Below are 19,153 nucleotides of genomic sequence, written 5' to 3' on the forward strand. Positions count from 1 at the left end.
GTTCTTACGCTTGAACCCAAGGCCCAAGATTCGCGAAGCCCCTGCCTTTGCCCCGCCGGCAAAGCGGCGCAGGCTTGCAAGCCTGCGCTCCTTCCTGACCCTACTGCACCCCGCCCAGCCGGCGTACCGAGCCCGAACCGGCAACGGCTTTCGTGACTTGCGGGTCGCCGTAGTAGCCGACGCCGCCCGAACCGGTCACGTTGGCGGTGAGCGACTGCCGGGCACTGACCTGCGCGTGGCCGGAGCCGCTGACGCTGGCCGTGGCCTGCTGGACCGTGAGGCGGCTGGCGTCGGCCTTGCCGGAGCCGGCCACCGACACTTCCGCGCTCTGCGCCTGTCCGGCCGCCATCACCTTGCCGCTGCCGGCGACGGCGAGGTCCACGGATTTCGCTTCGATGGCGCTGGCGTCCAGCACGCCCGAGCCGGCCACTTCCAGCGACAACTTGTCGGCGCGGATGCCTTTCGCTTCCATGGAGCCGGAGCCCGCCACGCCCAGGTTGTCGACGTTGCGTGCCTGGACGACGATCGTCACCTTGCGGCCCTCGAGCTGCAGGTTCTTCTTCGTCGGCCGGATCGTCAGCACGCCTTTCTCGACGACCGTCTCGATCAGCGGCAGGATGTTGTCGTCGCCTTCGAGCGTCAGCGTGTCGTCGCCGCCGGTGCGCACTTCGACGCGTGCCGGCAGTGCCAGTTCGACGCCGTGGAACGCGCCCGGCTGGCGCGCCTGCGACACGACGTGGCCGCTGCCCTTGACCCGCTCGCCGCCCACCAGCCAGGCTAGCGAAGGGCCTTCCGCGGCGGCGGGAACGGCGGCAACCAAGGTGGCGGCGGCCAGCAACGTGGTGGTGACGAGGGCAAGAGGTTTGAGGTTCATGAGCGTTCTCCGTTATCCGATGAATGCATCGTAAGCAAAGGCGCCCCGGGCGGCGAGCGCCGTGCGACGAACTGCGCGCCTGGCGGCACAGAATGCAGGCGGCGGGGGCCAGGAAGCGCCCCGCGGTCAGTCTCCCGTCAGGCCCGCTGTCAATCGAGCGGCACTGAGCGGTAGCGGTTGACGTCCGTGCCCGAGACGGGCGGCGCGTCGTTGCCCCAGGCGCTGCGCAGCCACGACACCACCTGCGCCACTTCCACGTCGTTCAGCACATGGCTGAACGGCGGCATGCCATAGGGGCGCGGATTGCCGCGCGTGCCGGGCGGGAAGCCGCCGTTCAGCACGAGGCGGATCGTGTTCGTCGCATCGATCGTCGTCAGCGCGCGGTTGCCGGCCAGCGGCGGGTAGTGGGGCGGCGCGCCGGCGCCATCCGCGCCATGGCAGCTGGCGCAATGCTGCTCGTACAGTTTCGCGCCGGCCTGCAGGAAGGCGATGGCTTCCGGTGCTTTCGAGCGTTCGGGCCGGGTACTGCCATTGCCCGCTGCCGGCAGCGATTTCAGGTACACGGCCATCGCCCGCACGTCGGCATCCGTCAGATGCTGCAGGCTGGCGCGCACCACCTCGGCCATCGGCCCGAATACGGTGGCGCGCGGCGCGACCCCCGTGTGCAGCAGCTGCGCGATCTCGTCCACCTGCCATGTGCCCAGGCCCGCCTCGGCGTCGGACAGCAAGGACGGCGCATACCAGCCCAGCACTGGCACAAGGCCGCCGGACAATTCGCCGCCGCTGGCGCCCAGCGCATTGCGCTCGCTGTGGCATGCGCTGCAATGGCCCAGGCCCTGCACGAGGTAGGCGCCGCGGTTCCATTCGGCGCTCTGCCGCGGCTGGGCGGTGTAGACGCCGGGGCGGAAGTACAGCGCGCGCCACACCGCCAACGCGGCTTGCCGGTCGTACGGGAAGCGCAGCCGGTGCGGCTCGTTCGGCCGGCGCACAGGCGGGATCGTGCGCAGGTACGCGTACAGCGCGTCCGCATCGTCGCGCGTGACGGCCGTGTAGTTCGGGTAGGGGAAGGCCGGATACAGCAGCCGGCCGTCGCGCGAGCGGCCGTTGTGCAGCGCGTTCCAGAAGTCGTCGGCGCTCCACTTGCCGATGCCGGTTTCGGCATCCTGCGTGAGATTGGGCGAGACGACGGCGCCGAACGGCGTCTGCAGCACGCGCCCGCCCGCATACTCGGCGCCGCCGCGCGTCGTGTGGCACGCCATGCAGTCGCCGGCCCGCGCCAGGTAGGCGCCGCGGGCGATCTTCTCCGCGGCGGGCAGCGCCGCGAAGGCCGCGCTGGGCGGCGGACCCTTGTCGTGGCGGGGCCAGAGCAAACCCAGCGCCACTGCCAGCAGCAATGCCGCGATGGCGGCGGCCCAGGCGATGCGGCGGCTCATCGCGCACCTGCCTGTGCGGGCACGCCGCCGCAGCGCAGCGGCAGCGGTGCCGCGGGCGCGTCGGCCGGGCGGGCTTGCGCGTCGGGCGGCTGGCTGGCCAGCCAGCCGGAGACGGCCGCCACGTCGGCATCCGTCAGGCGCGACGCCACGTCGGCCATGCAGTCGGGCGCCTGGGCACGGCGCGCCTTGTTGCGCCACGCGCCGAACTGCGCGTTGATGTAGTCGCGCGGCAGGCCGAGCAGGCCAGGAATCGCCGGCGCGACGCCCGTCAGCCGCTCGCCGTGGCAGGCCACGCAGGCGGGAATCTTGCGGGCGCTGTCGCCCTGGTGCACCAACTGGCGGCCCCGTTCCAGCTGTTCGGCCGTCGCGGCCACCGGCGCGGCGGGTGGGTAGACGGGATGCTGGGCGGAGAAGAACGCGGCGATCTCGCGCAGGTAGGGATCCGGCAGGTGATCGACCATGTACGTCATCAGCGGAAAGCGCCGGCGGCCGTCGCGGAAGTTCAGCAGCTGGTTGTACAGATAGCCTTCCGGCTTGCCGGCGATGCGCGGGAAGTACGCATCGTTGCGCTCGCGCGGCTGGTGGCAGGCCAGGCATGGGGCGACGCGCTGCTCGAGCGTATCGCGCAGCACGGGCGCCGCTGCGGGTGCTTCATTCGCGGCTGGCGCGGCGGCCAGCGCAGTGGATACGTGCAACGCGGCGCAGAGCGCGGCGCACAGCGAGGAAATGAGTGGGTGTCTCGTGGTCATACCGTTCTTCTTCGTGTGGAGGGCGGTGCGGACCACTCAAGCATACCCTCCCACGGGGCGGAAGAACAGCGCTGTACGGATCAGCCGGCGGCGGGGCCGGGGCGGGGCTTCTTCGGCGGGCGCGGGCGCGGCAGCGTGTTGCCGAGGCCGATCCAGTGGCGGTACACGCGCAGCGCCACCTGGGCGTCGTCGGCCGCGTACAGCATCTGCTTGTCCGTCAGGCGCGGCGTGGCCCAGTTGGTGGTGGAGATCTTTTTCGACTTGGTGAGCTTGCGGCCGAAGTACAGCGCAACGGCGCTTTTCGCGCCCAGTTGATGCTTCATGCCGGGCACGCGCAGCGCCGACGCGAGGTCGGCCACGGCGGCCGGCTCGATCGCCAGCTTGGCGCGAATGCGCTTGACGTCGTCCGCCAGGCCGAAGCCCACTTTCAGCGTCGCTGGCGCTTCGAGGATCGCCTTCAGCGCCGGCAGCAGCGGCGCCACGTCGCCGACGATGGGGAACAGCCAGGCACCGCGCTCGTCGGCGAACTGCACGAGGTGCGGGCCGTCCGAGCTCTGACCCTTGACGAAGGTGGGCTTGGATTCCGTGTCGAAGCCGATCGCATCGCAGGCCAGCAGCGCCGCTTGCGCGGCGGCTGCCTCGGCGGCCGTGCGCACGAGGCGCACGTCGGCCAGTGCGATCCCATCGTAAGGCGGCAGCTCGGCGTCAGGTGCGCCGGGCTGGATAGCGTCGGCAGGACTCATCAGCCCTTGCGGGAGAACTTCGCGGTCAGCTGTTCCAGCTTTTCCTGGCGGCGGCGGGCCGCTTCCTCGGCGGCCTGGGCTTCGCGCTCAGCCTTCTTGCGGTCGGCCTCCTTGCGGAAGCGTTCGGCCAGCGTGTCCTTGGCGTGCTTGCGGTGCACGTCCGTGACTTCGGCGCCCTGCGTGCCGTCCAGGTTGAAGCGGACGGTGGCTTTTTCCATCGCGCGCAGGTAGCGCTGCGAACCCGTGTGGATACCCAGCGCGGCGCGCATCAGCTTGCGGTCGATGTCCGGCATTTGCGCGAGGATCTGCTTGTCGATGCCGATCGCCAGCGGCAGGCAATCCCGGAATGGCGGGAATTGCTGGGCGAGCTGCTTGAGCAGCGCGCGGGCGCTCGGTGCCTGGGCCGTACCGGCTGCGGCGGGCGCGGCAGCAGCAGTGGTAGCAGGGGTGGCGGAGGCGGGCGCGGCGGAGGTGGCGTCGTTCGCAGCGGAGTCGCCTGCGGCGGATTCGTTCGCGGTCTCGGGGGTAAGGCTGGTATTCATCGAACATCAATGGTTAAGCAAGAGGCGCCAGCATACCATGCGGGACGGTGCGGCGCGTTGCATTTTTCCTCACGATGCCGATTTGGCCACGCGCGTTGGCAGGCAACTATCGAACTGTCAGCGTGTCAAGCAGTGCCAAAGCGTGTATAATGGCCGACGCACCACAGACAGGACGGTGCAGATTCAGTCTGGTAAGGAGTGTCTGGTAAGAAGGTCAACGCGGTCCCCTGCACAGGGCGTTTCGCATGCCGGCAAGCGTGATCGCCTGCCGCGACGGGGCAGGCCCCTCTTCTGTTCACACGGAGCTGTTCACACTGAGTTACCCACGGAACGAGCTGATAACAAAGCCCACTTGCGGGCTTTTTTCATTCCGGATGATCCCCATTTACGTCCCAACGGGGCCTGCAGCGCAGGCCGCGGTGGATTGTTCAATTGCGCAGTGCCGGGCCAGGCACGAAAAGAGATATTTGATGACGACGAAAACGCCGAAGACCTTAACGCTGTCCGCCAAGAAGCCGCGCGCCGAAGCCGCGCCGCTGACGGTGCCGAAGACCACCTTATCCTATGTGATCGACAGTGCGCAAGAGGCCACCGGCAAAGTGACCGTCGTGAAGAAGAAGACGCGCCTGGCTACGCTGTCGGCGGCCGACACCGCGGCCGAACCGATCGTGGCCGAAGCGGCCGCGGGCGCGGTGGAAGAGCCGAAGAAGGCGACGCGCAAGTCCGCCGCTGCCGCTGCCGCTGCCGGTGCCGGTGCCGACGAGGCCGCGCCGAAGGCCGTGCGCGTGCGCAAGGCCAAGGCCGATGCCGCGACGGCATCGCCGACCGCGCCGGCCGCCGTCAGCCAGGTGACCGATGCGGCCACCTTGGCATCGATCGACACGTCCGGCTACCTGCTGCCTTCCGTGAAGGTGCCGGGCCGCCGCGGCCGCAAGCCGAGCGAGTTCACCCCCGAGAACGATGAAGTGGCGGCACTGAACGCCGTCGAACGCGCCGAACTGAAGGCCGCGTCGAAGGCGCGCGAGCGCAAGGCGAAGGGCCTGGACCCGTTCGGCGGTGAAGCCGGCATGTCGCAGGAAGACCTGGAAAAGCGCCGCCAGCAGTTCAAGAACCTGATCAACATGGGCAAGGACCGCGGCTTCCTGACCTATGCCGAGATCAACGACCAGCTGCCCGAGAACATCGTCGATCCGGAAGCGATCGAAGGCATCATCGCCACGTTCAACGACATGGGCATCGCCGTCTACGAGCGCGCCCCCGATGCGGAAGCGCTGCTGCTGTCCGATAACGTGCCCACTGCCGCCTCCGACGACGAAGTGGAAGCGGCCGCCGCGACCGCGCTGTCGACGGTCGATTCCGACTTCGGCCGCACGACCGACCCGGTGCGCATGTACATGCGCGAGATGGGCGCCGTGGCGCTGCTGACGCGCGAAGGCGAGATCGAGATCGCCAAGCGCATCGAGGAAGGCCTGCGCGACATGATCCAGGCCATCTCGCAATGCCCGACGACGATCGGCGAGATCGTCACGCTGGCCGAGAAGATCGAGAACGACGAGCTGAAGGTCGACGACGTCGTCGACGGCTTCGTCGATCCGGAAGAAGCGTCCGCCCCGGTGGCCGCGCCTGCCGCTTCGTCCTCCCACGACGACGACGAAGAAGAGCTGGAAGACGAGGAAGAGGAAGAGGGGGACGTCAACGGCGGCGCCGCCGGCTTCTCCACCGAACAGCTGGCGCAGCTGAAGGTCGACGCGCTGGAGCGCTTCGCCGTCATCTCGGCGCAGTGCGACAAGATGCGCAAGGCCGCCTACGGCTCGGCCGCCTACCTGAAGGCGCAGAACACGATTTCCACCGAGCTGCTGGGCATCCGCTTCACCGCGAAGGTTGTCGAGAAGCTGTGCGACACGCTGCGCGGCCAGATGGAGCAGGTGCGCGGCATCGAGCGCGCCGTGCTGGAGCTGTGCGTGAACCGCTGCGGCATGCCGCGCGCCCACTTCATCAAGGTCTTCCCGGGCAACGAGACGAACCTGGACTGGGTCGACGGCGAAGTGAACGCGGGCCATCCGTACAGCGCGGTGCTGGGCCGTAACGTCCCGGCCATCAAGGAACTGCAGAACAAGATGATCGACCTGCAGGAACGCGTGCAGCTGCCGCTGGCCGACCTGCGCAAGATTAACAAGCAGATGGCCGCCGGCGAGAAGCGCGCCCGCCACGCCAAGCGCGAAATGACCGTGGCCAACTTGCGCCTGGTGATCTCGATCGCGAAGAAGTACATCAACCGCGGCCTGCAGTTCCTGGACCTGATCCAGGAAGGGAACATTGGCCTCCTGAAGGCGGTGGACAAGTTCGAATACCGCCGCGGCTACAAGTTCTCGACGTATGCGACGTGGTGGATCCGCCAGGCGATCACCCGCTCGATCGCCGACATGGCCCGCACGATCCGCGTGCCGGTGCACATGATCGAGACGATCAACAAGATGAACCGCATCAGCCGCCAGATCATGCAGGAGACGGGCAGCGAACCGGACATGGCGACCCTGGCCGCCAAGATGGAGATGCCGGAATCGAAGGTGCGCGAGATCATGAAGATCGCCAAGGAGCCGATTTCGATGGAAACGCCGATGGGCGAGGACGGCGATTCGCAGCTGGGCGACTTCATCGAGGACAACACCACGCTGGCCCCGCTGGACGCCGCGCTGCACGCGTCGATGCGCAACGTGATCAAGGAAGTGCTGGACTCGCTGACGCCGCGCGAAGCGAAGGTGCTGCGCATGCGCTACGGCGTCGAGATGTCGAACGACCACACGCTGGAAGAAGTGGGCAAGCAGTTCGACGTGACGCGCGAACGTATCCGCCAGATCGAGGCAAAGGCGATGAGCAAGCTGCGCCAGCCGTCGCGCTCGGACAAGCTGAAGACGTTCCTGACGCAGAACTGATCGCTCTCTGCGGATGCAAAAAGGAAGCCTGTCGCGGCTTCCTTTTTTTTTGTCCACGCAGCGGATCGGAGTAGATTTACGCCATCGTCCATCCGCTTCGGAGGTCATCATGGCGCGCACCGCCCGCTGCACTTGCGGCCAGCTCAGCATCACGGTCGAAGGCGAACCGCTGCGTGTCGCCGTCTGTCACTGCCTGGCGTGCCAAAGCAGGACGGGCAGCGTGTTCGCGACGCTGGCATCGTTCCCGGTGCCGTACCAGGTGACCGGCCGTGCAACCGAATACGTGCGTACGGGCGATCACGGCACGCGCTTCGTGTTCCGTTTCTGCCCCGTCTGCGGCACCAATCTTTACGACACGGAGGAGGGCGTCGACGACGTCGTCAGCGTGTCGGTCGGCGCGTTCGGCGACCCGTCGTTCCCAGCGCCGCAAGTGTCCGTGTACGACTGTCGCCGGCATCCGTGGGTCACGCTGCCGCCGGGTGTGCGGGTGTTCGACCGCGATCCGCCAGGATGATGGAGCTTGCCCCCATCTCAGCGGTGGAACACGATCCGGTCATCCACCATGTACAGCTCGCACTCGCGGCCCGCGTACTCCTTGCACATCTGGAGTGCGCGCTGCACCGGGTCCGCCGGGTAGCGCTTGTCCTCCGGCTGCGTGCCGCTGACGGACACCGAATAGCCGTTCTGCGAGATTGCGAACGCGCGCGGCAGCGGCTTGGTGAGGAAGGTGCGGAAGCGTTCCTGGCCTTTCGCGGGCAGGTAGGGCACCGGTTCGTCGAGGGCAGGCACCGGCGCCGCGGCCCGGTGCACGGGCGGGGCCAGCGCGATCGCATCCTCGGCCTGCACGCAGACGCCGGCCTGTGCGCCGCGCAGCGCGAACGCCTGCGCGCCGGCCGGCGGCGTGCCCGTCGCATGTTCCACCAGCGCGACCCGGCATTCGTCGGGCGCCAGTTGGGCGTCGTACGCCTTGCCGGATTCCGGCGTGAAGCGCACCGCCGTCGCGCAGGTGCCGATGCGCACCGCGCGGCCCGTGCCGGTCGACACGACACCCTGCGACACATGCGTGTTCACGACCAGGTAGACGGGCGCGCCGGCGCGGATGGCGGCCTGCTTGTGGCGCCCGCCGATGTTCGTCGTGATCGTCAGCTGGCCGCTGTTGGCGCTCTTTTGCTGGCACGGGTTGTCGTACACCCACCAGTTCGTGGCGGCCGTCAGCGTCGCCTCGCCGTCGATGTTGACGGTGGCCTGCGGGTCGGTGGCGTTCGGCGCCTGGTAGGTGGAGCACGCGGCCAGCGCGGCCGCCAGAAGGAGAATGAAGCCTCGTTTCATCGAAGTCGCATTGTAAATTGAAGGGAATCGTTCAATACGCCGCCGGCCTGCCCAGCAGGCCATGCCGCCAGTGCAGCCAGCCGCGCCGCAGGCACCATGCGACCAGGGCCGCCAGCAGCACCATCAGCAGGTAGTCCGTTGCCGTCTTCTTGTACGTCAGGTCGATCGTCGACGGCACGGCGAATGCCTTGTACTTGTGGCCCGTGTAGTGTGCGCCGACGACCTTGCCGTCGTCCGTGATCCGGCCCGTTTCGTACAGGCTGTGGCGGTTCGGGTGGATGCGCATCCGGCCATCCTTGTAGACGAAGGTCAGCGGTGCGTTGTCCTTGAAGCGGATCGTGCCGACGACGTCGCCGGCCGCGTTGATGCCGGTGGCGTAGCTGTTGCCCTGGTTGATCAGCGCGCCCAGGTCGACCATCCGTGTGCCGTCGAACAGGAACGCATGCCACTTGTGGTCCGCCGTCTCGGCGGCGCCGACCACGAGGCCGCTGTCGTTGACGGCGGTGGCGGCGCTGATCCGGCCACCCAGCGTGCCCAGGTCGCGCAGGCCGCCGGCGGGCGTCCACACGAACGCGTGGCGGTAGCCGTTCTCCAGCTGCGCCGCGCCGACGACGGTGCCGCCGTTGTTGATGCCCGTCGCATAGCTGTTCTTGCCGCCGAACGTGCCCAGGTCGCGCATCCGCGTGCCATCGTGCACGAAGGCGTGGAAGCTGCCGTCCGCGACATCCGCATAGCCGGCCACGTGGCCGGCCTGGTTCAAAGCGATGGCCAGGCTGCTGGCGCCGCCCAGCGTGCCCAGGTCGTGCATGCCGGTGCCGCGCTGCCAGCGGAACGCACGCCAGCGGTTGCCGCCATCCAGCGCGCCGCCGACGACGGTGCCGGCACCGTTGATCGCGGTGGCATAGCTGTCCGTGCCGCCCAGCGTGCCAAGGTCGATCGTCTCGTCACCGTGGTGGACGACGGCGCGCCGCTGGCCGTCCTCGGTGCGGATCTCGCCGGCGATCAGGCCGGCGGGGTTGATGTCGGCGGCCAGGCTTTGCTCCGCACGGCGTTCGCCGAAGCCCGTCTGGGCCGGCGCGGCGCCGTGGATCAACAAGGCTGCGAGGAGGATCGACACAGTGCGCATGCGGGTCTCCGGTCGGTGGTGGTGCCTCCACTATACGTGAGAATGATGAAAAAATATTCACACATTCTCACGGCCCGCACGCTTCAATAGGGCATGCCGCTGACGTCCAGAGGAACCTGCCACAGCGCGCTCGCGCCGGTGATGTACAGCGTGGTGCCCTGGCGCCCGCCGAAGGCCACGTTCGTCACCTTCGCGTCGACGCGGATCACGGCCAGCTCGCGCCCTTGCGGCGTGAACACGCGTACGCGTTTCGCGCCGTGCTCCGTCACGTACAGGTTGCCGTGGCAATCGACCGTCATGCCGTCGCCGCCGTCGATGCCGGCGATCAGCTTGCGCCCCTGGCCTGGCACGCCGTTCGCGATCTGGTAGGCGCGCACTTCGCCGTCGCTGGCGTTCACGTACAGCGTATCGCCCGAGGGCGACAGCGCGATGCCGTTCGGGTTGTGCCGGCTGCCGTCCACCAGCGTCACCTTGCCGTCCGTGCCGACCCGGTAGATGCCCGTGACGGGCTGGCCGCCCGGCGCGGCCGCCTTCTGGTAATCCGGGTCGGTGAAGTAGATCGTGCCGTCGCCGGCGATCGTCATGTCGTTCGGCGAGTTGAACACGTTGCCCGCATAGCGTTCCGCGATCGGCGTGCGCGCCTTGGTGCCGAGCGCATAGCGCGACAGCGCCTTGTACTTGTGCGTGGCGGCGACGAGGTTGCCCTGCGCGTCGACGGCCAGGCCGTTGCTGCCGGCATCCTCGAGTACGGTGCTGACGCTGCCGTCCGGCGCCAGCTTGCGGATGCGCGACGGGAACACCCCCGTGTGGCTGAAGTCGGAGAAGTACAGCGCATCGCCGATCCACACGGGACCTTCGTACAGCTCGGCGCCGCCGAACGTTGGCGCCGCGGCGGCCACACGCTGGGCCGTCAGCTCACCGGATGGCGGCTTGCCGCAGGCGGCGGCAAGGGACGGCACGTGGGGCAGCAAAGCAAGGACGGCGGCGAAGAGGGGGCGATGGCGCATGGTCGGGCTCCTGGGTTGGACGAGCGATTGTAGGCATGCATTGCATTCGATGCAATCGTTTCCACTCCTGCGTTATCATCGCGGGAAACCTGGGGGAGAGACCATGAAGGCATGCATTGTTGGCGCCGGCGCGATCGGCGGTTTCATCGGCGCGCGGCTGGCCGCGTCGGGCGTGGCGACCAGCGCGCTGGCGCGGGGTGCCACGCTGACCGCGCTGCGCGAACACGGCTGGCGCCTGCGCGAGGGCGAGCAGCTGGTGCAGGCGGACGTGCGCGCCACCGAAGATGCCGCGGAGCTGGGCGAGCAGGATATCGTCGTCATCGCCGTCAAGGGCCCGGCGCTGCGCGACGTGGCGCCGCTGATCGCACCGCTGCTGGGACCGGGCACGGTCGTGCTGCCCGCGATGAACGGCGTGCCGTGGTGGTTCGCGCAGGGCGCCCAGCCGTTGCCGGGCGGGCCGCTGGATGCCGTCGACCCCGGCGGCCACATCGCCGCCGCGATCCCCTATGAACACCTGCTGGGCTGCGTCGTGCATGCGTCCGCATCGGCGCCCGAGCCGGGCGTCGTGTGGCACAAGATGGGCAATGGCCTGATCGTCGGCGAGCCGGATGGCGGCGAGTCCGCGCGGGCGCGCCGCATCGCCGGCATGCTGACGGAGGCGGGATTCGCCGTCACGCTGTCGCCGCGCATCCGCTACGATATCTGGTACAAATTGTGGGGCAATATGACGATCAACCCTGTATCGGCCATCACGGGCGCGACGGCGGACCGGCTGCTGGACGACCCGCTGGTATCGAGCTTCTGCATCGCGGCGATGCGCGAGGCGGCGGCGATCGGCGCACGCATCGGCTGCGCGATCGACGAGACGCCGGAAGACCGGCAGCAGGTGACGCGCAAGCTGGGCGCCTTCCGGACGTCGATGCTGCAGGACGTGGAGGCGGGCCGGCCGATCGAGTTGGACAGCATCGTCGGCGCGGCGCGCGAGATCGGCCAGCGGGTCGGCATCGCCACACCGAACATCGATGCGTTGCTCGGCCTCACGCGGCTGTTCGCCCGCATCCGGGGCCTGTATCCTGCCTAGGCCTTGCGCACGAACTCGGACTTCAGGCTCATCGCGCCAAAGCCGTCGATCTTGCAGTCGATGTCGTGATCGGCATCGACGAGCCGGATGTTCTTGACCTTCGTGCCTTGCTTGATGACGCCGCCGGAGCCCTTCGGCTTCAGGTCCTTGATCACGGTGACGGTATCGCCGTCCTGCAGCACATTGCCGGAAGCGTCGCGGTACACGCGGGCCGTGTCCGCCGCGGCGGCTTGCGGCGACCACTCGTGCGCGCACTCGGGGCAGACGAGGTTGGCGCCGTCCTCATAGGTGAATTCGGAACCGCATTGGGGGCAGGAGGGCAGGGTGCTCATGGCAATCGACTCAAAAACCGGGCAGTATAGCCCAGAGGAGGAAAACAAGACGATGAAAGACCGATTGGCCAACCCGATCTGGTCCGCGTTGACGAGCGGCCAGCGGCATCTTGCCCAGGTCCTCGGCGACATGCGCCGCTACGAGCCGGACGTGGCGCCGTTCTGCGCCGTGCCGGAAGACGGCATGTTCGTGCGGGGGACGGACCTGGAATACGTGACGGAGGACGCCTACTTCCTCGGCGCGACGCCGACCGTGCCGGAAGGCTGGCGCCTGACGGAGCTGGGCGGCGTGATGCAGATGGTGTACCGGGACGGTCCCGTCGACGCACCGCCACCCGAGGGCATCGTGCAACTCGATGCGCTTGACCCGGCGATGGTCGAACTGACGGACATCGCGTTCCCCGGCTACTTCCGCCGCCGCACCGGGATCATGGGGCGCTACTACGGCATCCACGATGGCGAGCGGCTCGTGGCGCTTTCCGGCGAGCGGATGGATCTGTCCGACCTGCGCGAGGTGAGCGCCGTGTGCACGCATCCCGACTACACGGGCCGCGGTTATGCGAAGCTGCTGGTGCGGCACGTGATGCACGGCATGCAGCGCGACGGCGTGACGCCGATGCTGCACGTGGGCGAGAAAAATGCGCGGGCCATCGCGCTGTACGAGGCGCTGGGGTTCGAGCGCAATGGCGTGTTGCGGCATGCGAAGCTGTCGCGGCCGCCGAGCACATGAGGGACGGCCCATGAATGATTTGAGGAAGCCGCTGGCGGCGGCGCTGGTGCTGCTGGCGCTGCAAGGCGCTGCGGGCGCGCGCGGCGGACCGGGTGGACGAACGCCTGCGGTCCTGTGATGCCGCGCTGGTACTGCGTGCCGCGAACGAGATGCTGGACGATCCCGCCACGCTGGGCGATCCGGCAAGGCTGTTCCCTGCGGCGATCGGCGTGCGGACGGCGGGCGACAAGGAACAGGCGGGGTTCCTGTATCTGCTCGCGCGGCTGCGCGCGAGCCGGCAGGCGCTCCTCGAACAGGGCGACGCTGCCCAGGTGGTGTCGGTGATGACGATGACGGCGGCTCCGCTGATCCTGCCCGAGCTGGCCGCCGACCCGGCCCTTGCCCGCCGCGTGGTGGACCGTGTGCTGGCCTGGGACAAGGCCAGGCCCGACCCGTTCCGCGAGCGCGCGCTGGCCAGGGGCGGCGAGGCGGCGGCGAACATCGCCAAGCTGGAAGCCAGCCTGGCGGGTCTGCCCGACCAGGTCGGCACGCGCCTTTCCCCCGATACGCTGCGTACGCGGCTGGCGCAAGCCGAGCAGGAAGTCGCGCGCATCAGGCACTCGCAGTGCCAGGCCGGCACGCTCGATGCCGCGGATCTGGCGGCGGCGCGCAGCCGGATCGAGCGGGACGCCGCGCAGCTGGCGGCCAAGCACCCGCTCGTGCAGCGCCAGGTCGACGGCCCGGTGCGGACCGTGCGCGTCGGTGCGACGGAGCTTGGGCCGTCGCAGCTGCCGCGCCGGCTGACGCTGGTGGTCGAGGGCAATTCCGGCAAGCGGACCTACGCGGAAGTGGACGTCGCTCCCGTCGTCGATGCGCAGCGCCGGTTCGAATCGGCGCGCGTGGCGCTGGCCTGCGTGACCGGGCAGTGGCTGGGCCAGCGCGAGGCCCTGAAGGATGTCTGCGTCAGCGATCCGCAAGCCGTCAAACCAGCGGAAGGGGAGCGCTGACTGCCTACGAGTGGCGTCAGTCCCCGGCCTCCACATTGCCGATGCCGGCCACGGACTTGTTCAACGTCTTCGGGTGGCCGTAGTAGGTCAGGTTGCCGATGCCGCGCACGACGGCGTTCAACGTCTGGCTGGCGTGCACCTTGACGCTGCCGATGCCTTCGAAGTTGACGTCGGCGCGTTCCGTTTTCAGGTTGTGCGTCTGCACTTCGCCGGTGCCGCGGGCCTTCAGGCGCAGCCACTTCGCGCTGCCCTTCGCTTCGAGCCGGCCGGCGCCTTCGAACTGCAGGTCGATCCGCTCTTCCTTGACGTTGTCGATGACGACCTGGCCGGCGCCTTCGACGATGCACTTGACGAGTGAGGGGACGGTGACGACGATCTTGTCGCCATCCTTCACCGACTTGCTGCCGCTGCCGTAATCGATGCGCAGTTCCTCGGCCTTCACGTTCGTCACGACGTTGCTGATGAATTCCGGCCGGCCGTACACCTTCACCGATTGCGTCTGGCCGGCATGCACTTCGATGTTGATCGGACCGTGGATCGAGATCGCGCGGAACGCGGCAAGCTGGCGCGCGTCCTCGGCGCCGTGGGCGGCCGGGGCGAGCAGCGTGGAGAGCAGCAGGGAAGACAGGAACAGACGTCGCATGGCAATTACCTCTTGTAGTGATTGTATGGTGGTGCGATTCTAGGACGCCGCCGCGGGCGATGGACCCGCGTATGCGACGAAACGCGATTTTACGGCGATGAACCGCAAAATTAAACATAAAAAGGGTTCTTCACGGATTGGTGTTAAGCCCAATCTTCTTTCGGCACTTGCGTCAAGTTTGTTCCAGGCGTTCGCGCAGCGCTGCCGTGCATGGCGGGCAGGAAGGAGACACGCGTGCCGGTGCCTGGACGCAGCTGGTTCGGCCGCGTGGAGACATTGCGGACCGCACGCGCCAGACGGCCGTCGTGCGATCGCGGCCCCACGTCCGCATGCGGCCGCGATCGCATCGCGACCGCGACGGGCTGGCGGCAATGCGGGAAGGGCTGTCGCCTGGTCATCCAGAGCCGCTGCGGATGTGATCGGGCGAGGCGTGACGATCTCCACCGCGGTGCGGCCGCACCCGGCAGTCGTCGGCGCGAACCCAGCGCTCGTTGCCGGGAAAGCGCAGCCAGACGAAGCGCCACGCGTTGCGCCCCTTCGCACGCTGGTTGGCAAATTGCGATGGCGTCAGCGCAGCGCCGTCATCGGACACGATACGGTCGCCGCGCACCTTGGCGAAGGCGACGTCATCACCATAGCTCGTTCGTAGATTGGTACCTTCCGGCAGGAAGAGCTTTTTCCATTGGAAGCCGCGCAGGGCTGGCCCGTCCCGCCGCAGGGCCAGGCGCTCATTCTCGATAGCCAGCCATCGCTTTACCAGTTCAGTCACGAACAGCTCAGGCTTGACACCCGGCCGGTTGTCCATCAAATAGAATTCCAGCGCCATGAACTCGGCGAGGGGAAGATTCACGGGTTTCGTCGGTATGTATTCCATGGTCGGCTCCGATTAAACGATCTAATACATTGGACCGGGCCTCTGGAATAAGGTTGGTTAAGATTCTCGTGAATTAGAAATAGATCAAATAAGGTCGAGACGATATTTTTATAGTGCGAATCAGGCGCTTCATCCTTGAGAATGGAGTGGACCAGACTCGTTCGGCTTGTATTGGCATCGTTTAGATTTTCGCGCTTCGGACGCCCTCCCTCTGAAGAGACTACGGGGGGCCGGTTTGGTGTTGGGCCGCGCCGGCTTCAAGGTGCGGAATAGCCCGGGAGATATGGTCAATCGATTGGCGGAATTCCTCGTACTCGATCGCTCCCACCGGCATGTTGTTCGCGCACCGCTACGCCCACGATTTCACCAGCCCGTGAGGTCCCCGCCGGCGCTTCAATGTCCAAATCGCTCCAATATGGCCCAGCGGAGTCTAATCCACTCTACCATGCGGGATGATGCGCCTAATGAGGTCTATAAAAAACAGGTATTGATCCGCTTTGATCCAATTCCAAAGTCAAAAAGTCCAAAACAGCCGCATCTTCAGCGCGCGGTCGGGCCTTTTAGATGGGTTTGAAGTGGAGACATCGCGATATTCCGCCGGCCGCCGGCAACGCCATGTCACCGCATGCCGTCGGGTCTGCCTCCACGCGGCCGCACAAGCGGTGTTCAGCCACCGTCACGCGTGTCTCCTTCCTGCCAGCCATGCACGCTGGTGCGCCCCAGGCGCTTGAAACAATCGTAGGCGGTGCGGGCATCTGGAAGGAACCCGGTCTTCACATTAATCCGTGGAGAACCAAAAAAAAGCGGACCCGCAGGTCCGCTTTGCCGAAGTGTGGCGTGGATAAGGTGCGGCTTGAACTCAGCCCGTGTTGCGCAGCCCGGCCGCGACACCGTTGATCGACAAGTGAATGCCGCGATGCACGCGCGGGTCGGCCTTGTCCGGCGTGGCCGCCAGTGCGCGGCGCCGCTTGATCAGCTCCACCTGCAGGTGGTTCAGCGGATCGAGGTAGGCGAAGCGGTTCTGGATCGAGCGCGCCAGCAGCGGGTTGCCTGCCAGGCGTTCGCGGGCGCCCGTCACCGTTTCCAGGCACTCCAGCGTCTGGCGGTATTCGTCGCAGATGCGCTTGAAGATGCGCTCGCGCAGCTCCTTGTCCGCCACCAGCTCGGCGTAGCGCGACGCGATCGCCAGGTCCGTCTTGGCCAGCACCATGTCCATGTTCGACAGCAACGTGGCGAAGAACGGCCAGTGCGCGTGCATGTCGCGCAGCTGCGCCACGCGCTGCTCACGGTCGCCGTCGGCCAGCCAGCCGGCGATCGCGCTGCCGAAGCCGAACCAGCCCGGCAGCAGCAGGCGGCACTGGCCCCACGAGAAGCCCCATGGAATCGCGCGCAGGTCCTCGATACGCTTGGTGGACTTGCGCGACGCCGGCCGCGAACCGATGTTCAGCTCCGCGATCTCGGCGATCGGCGTGGCGGCGAAGAAGTAGTCCGTGAAGCCCGGCGTCTCGTAGACGAGGTTGCGGTACGCCTTGTATGCGCGGTCCGACAGTTCCGTCATCACGGCTTCGAAGCCGGCCAGCTGTTCGCGGTGCTCAGGGTGCGCCACCGGCGGCATCAGGCTCGCTTCCAGCGTGGCCGCGACCAGCAGCCCCAGGTTGCGCCGGCCGATCTCCGCGTTCGAGAACTTCGACGCGATGATCTCGCCCTGTTCCGTCAGGCGGATCTGGCCGTTGACGGTGCCCTTCGGCTGCGCCAGGATCGCCTCGTAGCTCGGGCCGCCGCCGCGGCCCACGGTGCCGCCGCGGCCGTGGAACAGCCGCAGCTTGACGCCGGCCTTGCCGAATACGTCGATCAGCGCGATCTCGGCCTTGTACAGCTCCCAGTTCGACGTCAGGAAACCGCCGTCCTTGTTGGAGTCGGAGTAACCCAGCATCACTTCCTGGATGCGGCCGCGTTGCTCGATCAGTTCCTTGACGAGCGGGATCGCCATCACGTCGCGCATGATGCCGGCCGCGCGCTGCAGGTCGGGAATCGTTTCGAACAGCGGAATCACCATCAGGTCGGCCGTCGTCCGGCCGTCCTTGTCGCGGCGCAGCAGGCCCGTCTCCTGCTGCAGCACGAACACTTCCAGCAGGTCGGACACCGTCTCCGTGTGCGAGATGATGTAGTTGCGGATCGCCCGCTCGCCGTAGCGCTGGCGCACGTCGCGCGCGGCGCGGAAGATCGACAGTTCGGACTGCGTCTCGTCGCTGTAGTCGATGTACGGCGAATACAGCAGGCGCGGTTGCGCCAGTTCCGCCAGCAGCAGTTGCACCTTCGCATCCTCGTCGAGGCTCGCGTAGTCGGCGTGCGCGCCGGCGCGGGCGAACAGTTCCGTCAACACGCGCTCGTGCACGTCCGAACTCTGGCGCATGTCCAGCGACGCCAGGTGGAATCCGAACACGTCGGCCGCGCGCTTCAGCGTCGTCAGGCGCGGGCGCGCCAGCATGCCGCCGTGGTTCGCTTCCAGCGAATCGATCAGCACCTGCAGGTCCGCCGAGAAGGCGGCCGCGTCGGCGTAGGGCTCGGCATGGCCCACTTCCTTGCGCAGGATGTGGGCGGCGCCCAGCGTGCGCGCCGTGCTGGCCAGGCGGGCGTAGATGCCGATCAGCGCGCGGCGGTAAGGCTCGTCCTTGCGGTGGTCGGACTGGTCAGGCGACGCATCGGCCAACGCCTGCAGCTCCGGGCTGCACGCGACCATCAGCGTCGAGATGGACAGGTCGGCACCCAGCGCATGCGCCTCGTCCAGGTAGAAGTCGAGGATCGTCGTGGCCTGGCGTTCCAGCGCATGGCGCATCGTGTCGGCGTTGACGTTCGGGTTGCCGTCGCGGTCGCCGCCGATCCAGCTGCCCATCTGCAGGAACGGTGCATCGACGTGGGGAATCTGCACCGCGTCGGCCGCGGCGCCATACTGCCCGGCGATCTCCTCCTCGACGTCGTCGTACAGCCCCGGCACTTCGCGCAGGAACGTGATGCGGTAGTACGACAGCGCGTTCTCGATCTCGTCGGCCACCGTCAGCTTCGTGTAGCGCAGCATGCGCGTCTGCCACAGCGTGGCGATGCGCACGCGCAGCATGTGCAGGTTGGCGGCCCGTTCCTTCGGCGTCAGCGGCAGGTCGCGCTCGGCCAGCAGGCGCGCGATGTCGTGTTCCGCATCCAGGATCGACTTGCGCTGCACCTCGGTCGGGTGGGCCGTCAGCACGGGCGAGATCAGCGCATCCTTGAAGAAGCCCTGCACGGTGTCCTGGTCCACGCCGGCGTCCTTCAGCTTGCACAGCGCGTAGCCCAGGCTGCCGCGGCGCGGCGCCGAGCCGGCCAGCAGGTGGGCGCGGCTGCGGCGGATGTGGTGCTGGTCCTCGGCGATGTTGGCCAGGTGCGAGAAGTACGAGAAGGCGCGCACGACGGAGATCGTCTGTTCCTTCGTCAGGATCTTCAGCATGCCGTCCAGTTCCTTCGCGGCGCCCGCGTCGGCTTCGCGGCGGAAGCGCACGGCGGTCTGGCGGATCGTCTCCACGACGGCGAACACTTCCTCGCCTTCCTGCTCGCGCAGCACGTCGCCAAGGAGGCGGCCGAGCAGGCGGATGTCTTCCTTCAACGGCGCGTCCTTGTCGGCGCCTCGTGGTTCGTCTGTTGCACTTACGATCTCAGATGCTTGCTCAGTTGCGTGATTAGCCATGGGTGATTGAACGCTACAAATAAAGATGAGTGTCGATGCAAAGGCTTTTGGCCGCA

General features: G+C 67.5%; 17 protein-coding genes. 5 read left to right on the forward strand and 12 right to left on the reverse strand.

Features of this window, described 5'->3' with window-relative positions; all coding sequences use genetic code 11:
* Positions 1 to 100: 100 nt before the first annotated feature.
* The 5 genes from IP92_RS22170 to IP92_RS22190 form a co-directional block, all read right to left on the reverse strand.
* A complete protein-coding gene (locus IP92_RS22170; protein WP_145879212.1) occupies positions 101 to 874 on the reverse strand; it encodes a head GIN domain-containing protein in 774 nt (257 codons plus the stop codon).
* A gap of 149 nt (positions 875 to 1,023) precedes the next feature.
* On the reverse strand, positions 1,024 to 2,307 hold the full coding sequence (locus tag IP92_RS22175) for a cytochrome c (RefSeq protein WP_145879214.1): 1,284 nt from the start codon (positions 2,305 to 2,307) through the stop codon (positions 1,024 to 1,026).
* The gene (locus IP92_RS22180) at positions 2,304 to 3,056 is read right to left on the reverse strand and encodes a c-type cytochrome (RefSeq protein ID WP_145879216.1); all 753 of its coding nucleotides are present in this window, start codon (positions 3,054 to 3,056) and stop codon (positions 2,304 to 2,306) included. Before IP92_RS22180 ends, IP92_RS22175 begins: the two co-directional genes overlap by 4 nt.
* 80 nt (positions 3,057 to 3,136) lie before the next feature.
* Positions 3,137 to 3,799 carry a 3'-5' exonuclease gene (locus IP92_RS22185; RefSeq protein WP_145879217.1) on the reverse strand — a complete coding sequence of 221 codons (663 nt, stop codon included), beginning with the start codon at positions 3,797 to 3,799 and terminating at the stop codon, positions 3,137 to 3,139.
* Positions 3,799 to 4,341 carry a ProQ/FINO family protein gene (locus IP92_RS22190; RefSeq protein ID WP_145879219.1) on the reverse strand — a complete coding sequence of 181 codons (543 nt, stop codon included), beginning with the start codon at positions 4,339 to 4,341 and terminating at the stop codon, positions 3,799 to 3,801. Before IP92_RS22190 ends, IP92_RS22185 begins: the two co-directional genes overlap by 1 nt.
* A gap of 470 nt (positions 4,342 to 4,811) precedes the next feature.
* Between IP92_RS22190 and rpoD the strand changes: the two genes are divergently transcribed.
* Together rpoD and IP92_RS22200 are read left to right on the forward strand one after the other, a co-directional pair.
* On the forward strand, positions 4,812 to 7,274 hold the full coding sequence (gene rpoD / locus IP92_RS22195) for an RNA polymerase sigma factor RpoD (protein WP_145879221.1): 2,463 nt from the start codon (positions 4,812 to 4,814) through the stop codon (positions 7,272 to 7,274).
* Between the two features lie 109 nt (positions 7,275 to 7,383).
* Positions 7,384 to 7,788 (forward strand): GFA family protein, encoded by a 405-nt coding sequence (locus tag IP92_RS22200; protein WP_229418914.1) that lies wholly within the window; start codon positions 7,384 to 7,386, stop codon positions 7,786 to 7,788.
* Positions 7,789 to 7,805: 17 nt separating this feature from the next.
* Here IP92_RS22200 and IP92_RS22205 read toward each other — a convergent pair whose 3' ends face one another.
* From IP92_RS22205 to IP92_RS22215, 3 genes are all read right to left on the reverse strand, one after another.
* A complete protein-coding gene (locus tag IP92_RS22205; protein WP_145879223.1) occupies positions 7,806 to 8,603 on the reverse strand; it encodes a hypothetical protein in 798 nt (265 codons plus the stop codon).
* Between the two features lie 31 nt (positions 8,604 to 8,634).
* Positions 8,635 to 9,729 carry a DUF3466 family protein gene (locus IP92_RS22210; RefSeq protein ID WP_145879225.1) on the reverse strand — a complete coding sequence of 365 codons (1,095 nt, stop codon included), beginning with the start codon at positions 9,727 to 9,729 and terminating at the stop codon, positions 8,635 to 8,637.
* Between the two features lie 83 nt (positions 9,730 to 9,812).
* Positions 9,813 to 10,736, reverse strand: coding sequence for an SMP-30/gluconolactonase/LRE family protein (locus IP92_RS22215; protein ID WP_145879227.1), 924 nt, complete (start codon positions 10,734 to 10,736; stop codon positions 9,813 to 9,815).
* A 103-nt stretch (positions 10,737 to 10,839) separates the two neighbouring features.
* On the opposite strand from IP92_RS22215, the gene IP92_RS22220 reads away from it, so the two are divergent.
* Positions 10,840 to 11,817, forward strand: a complete 978-nt coding sequence (locus IP92_RS22220; protein WP_145879229.1) for a 2-dehydropantoate 2-reductase — start codon at positions 10,840 to 10,842, stop codon at positions 11,815 to 11,817.
* Here the strand turns inward: IP92_RS22220 and IP92_RS22225 are convergent.
* Positions 11,814 to 12,149: a zinc ribbon domain-containing protein YjdM gene (locus IP92_RS22225; protein ID WP_145879231.1), complete on the reverse strand. Its 336-nt coding sequence runs from the start codon at positions 12,147 to 12,149 to the stop codon at positions 11,814 to 11,816. The genes IP92_RS22220 and IP92_RS22225 overlap by 4 nt on opposite strands.
* 52 nt (positions 12,150 to 12,201) lie before the next feature.
* Here IP92_RS22225 and IP92_RS22230 point away from each other — a divergent pair, with 52 nt between their 5' ends.
* Complete coding sequence (locus IP92_RS22230; protein ID WP_158206829.1) at positions 12,202 to 12,879, forward strand: GNAT family N-acetyltransferase; 678 nt, start codon at positions 12,202 to 12,204, stop codon at positions 12,877 to 12,879.
* A gap of 92 nt (positions 12,880 to 12,971) precedes the next feature.
* Positions 12,972 to 13,865, forward strand: a complete 894-nt coding sequence (locus tag IP92_RS22235; protein WP_145879235.1) for a hypothetical protein — start codon at positions 12,972 to 12,974, stop codon at positions 13,863 to 13,865.
* A gap of 16 nt (positions 13,866 to 13,881) precedes the next feature.
* Here IP92_RS22235 and IP92_RS22240 read toward each other — a convergent pair whose 3' ends face one another.
* The 3 genes from IP92_RS22240 to ppc form a co-directional block, all read right to left on the reverse strand.
* Positions 13,882 to 14,508, reverse strand: coding sequence for a GIN domain-containing protein (locus IP92_RS22240; RefSeq protein WP_145879238.1), 627 nt, complete (start codon positions 14,506 to 14,508; stop codon positions 13,882 to 13,884).
* Positions 14,509 to 14,902: 394 nt separating this feature from the next.
* Positions 14,903 to 15,382, reverse strand: coding sequence for a hypothetical protein (locus IP92_RS22245; protein ID WP_145879240.1), 480 nt, complete (start codon positions 15,380 to 15,382; stop codon positions 14,903 to 14,905).
* 859 nt (positions 15,383 to 16,241) lie between these two features.
* Positions 16,242 to 19,097 carry a phosphoenolpyruvate carboxylase gene (gene ppc, locus IP92_RS22250; RefSeq protein WP_145879242.1) on the reverse strand — a complete coding sequence of 952 codons (2,856 nt, stop codon included), beginning with the start codon at positions 19,095 to 19,097 and terminating at the stop codon, positions 16,242 to 16,244.
* Positions 19,098 to 19,153 lie beyond the last annotated feature (56 nt).

This window comes from Pseudoduganella flava, assembly GCF_007830495.1.
GTDB classification, from domain to species: Bacteria; Pseudomonadota; Gammaproteobacteria; order Burkholderiales; family Burkholderiaceae_D; genus Rugamonas; species Rugamonas flava.

Coding starts and splice junctions, on each gene's coding strand:
- IP92_RS22225 (WP_145879231.1), bottom strand. CDS start 12,149: ATGAGCACCCTGCCCTCCTGCCCCCAATGCGGTTCCGAATTCACCTAT.
- rpoD (WP_145879221.1), top strand. CDS start 4,812: ATGACGACGAAAACGCCGAAGACCTTAACGCTGTCCGCCAAGAAGCCG.
- IP92_RS22185 (WP_145879217.1), bottom strand. CDS start 3,799: ATGAGTCCTGCCGACGCTATCCAGCCCGGCGCACCTGACGCCGAGCTG.
- IP92_RS22205 (WP_145879223.1), bottom strand. CDS start 8,603: ATGAAACGAGGCTTCATTCTCCTTCTGGCGGCCGCGCTGGCCGCGTGC.
- IP92_RS22210 (WP_145879225.1), bottom strand. CDS start 9,729: ATGCGCACTGTGTCGATCCTCCTCGCAGCCTTGTTGATCCACGGCGCC.
- IP92_RS22230 (WP_158206829.1), top strand. CDS start 12,202: ATGAAAGACCGATTGGCCAACCCGATCTGGTCCGCGTTGACGAGCGGC.
- IP92_RS22190 (WP_145879219.1), bottom strand. CDS start 4,341: ATGAATACCAGCCTTACCCCCGAGACCGCGAACGAATCCGCCGCAGGC.
- IP92_RS22220 (WP_145879229.1), top strand. CDS start 10,840: ATGAAGGCATGCATTGTTGGCGCCGGCGCGATCGGCGGTTTCATCGGC.
- IP92_RS22215 (WP_145879227.1), bottom strand. CDS start 10,736: ATGCGCCATCGCCCCCTCTTCGCCGCCGTCCTTGCTTTGCTGCCCCAC.
- IP92_RS22175 (WP_145879214.1), bottom strand. CDS start 2,307: ATGAGCCGCCGCATCGCCTGGGCCGCCGCCATCGCGGCATTGCTGCTG.
- IP92_RS22240 (WP_145879238.1), bottom strand. CDS start 14,508: ATGCGACGTCTGTTCCTGTCTTCCCTGCTGCTCTCCACGCTGCTCGCC.
- IP92_RS22245 (WP_145879240.1), bottom strand. CDS start 15,382: ATGGAATACATACCGACGAAACCCGTGAATCTTCCCCTCGCCGAGTTC.
- ppc (WP_145879242.1), bottom strand. CDS start 19,097: ATGGCTAATCACGCAACTGAGCAAGCATCTGAGATCGTAAGTGCAACA.
- IP92_RS22180 (WP_145879216.1), bottom strand. CDS start 3,056: ATGACCACGAGACACCCACTCATTTCCTCGCTGTGCGCCGCGCTCTGC.
- IP92_RS22200 (WP_229418914.1), top strand. CDS start 7,384: ATGGCGCGCACCGCCCGCTGCACTTGCGGCCAGCTCAGCATCACGGTC.
- IP92_RS22170 (WP_145879212.1), bottom strand. CDS start 874: ATGAACCTCAAACCTCTTGCCCTCGTCACCACCACGTTGCTGGCCGCC.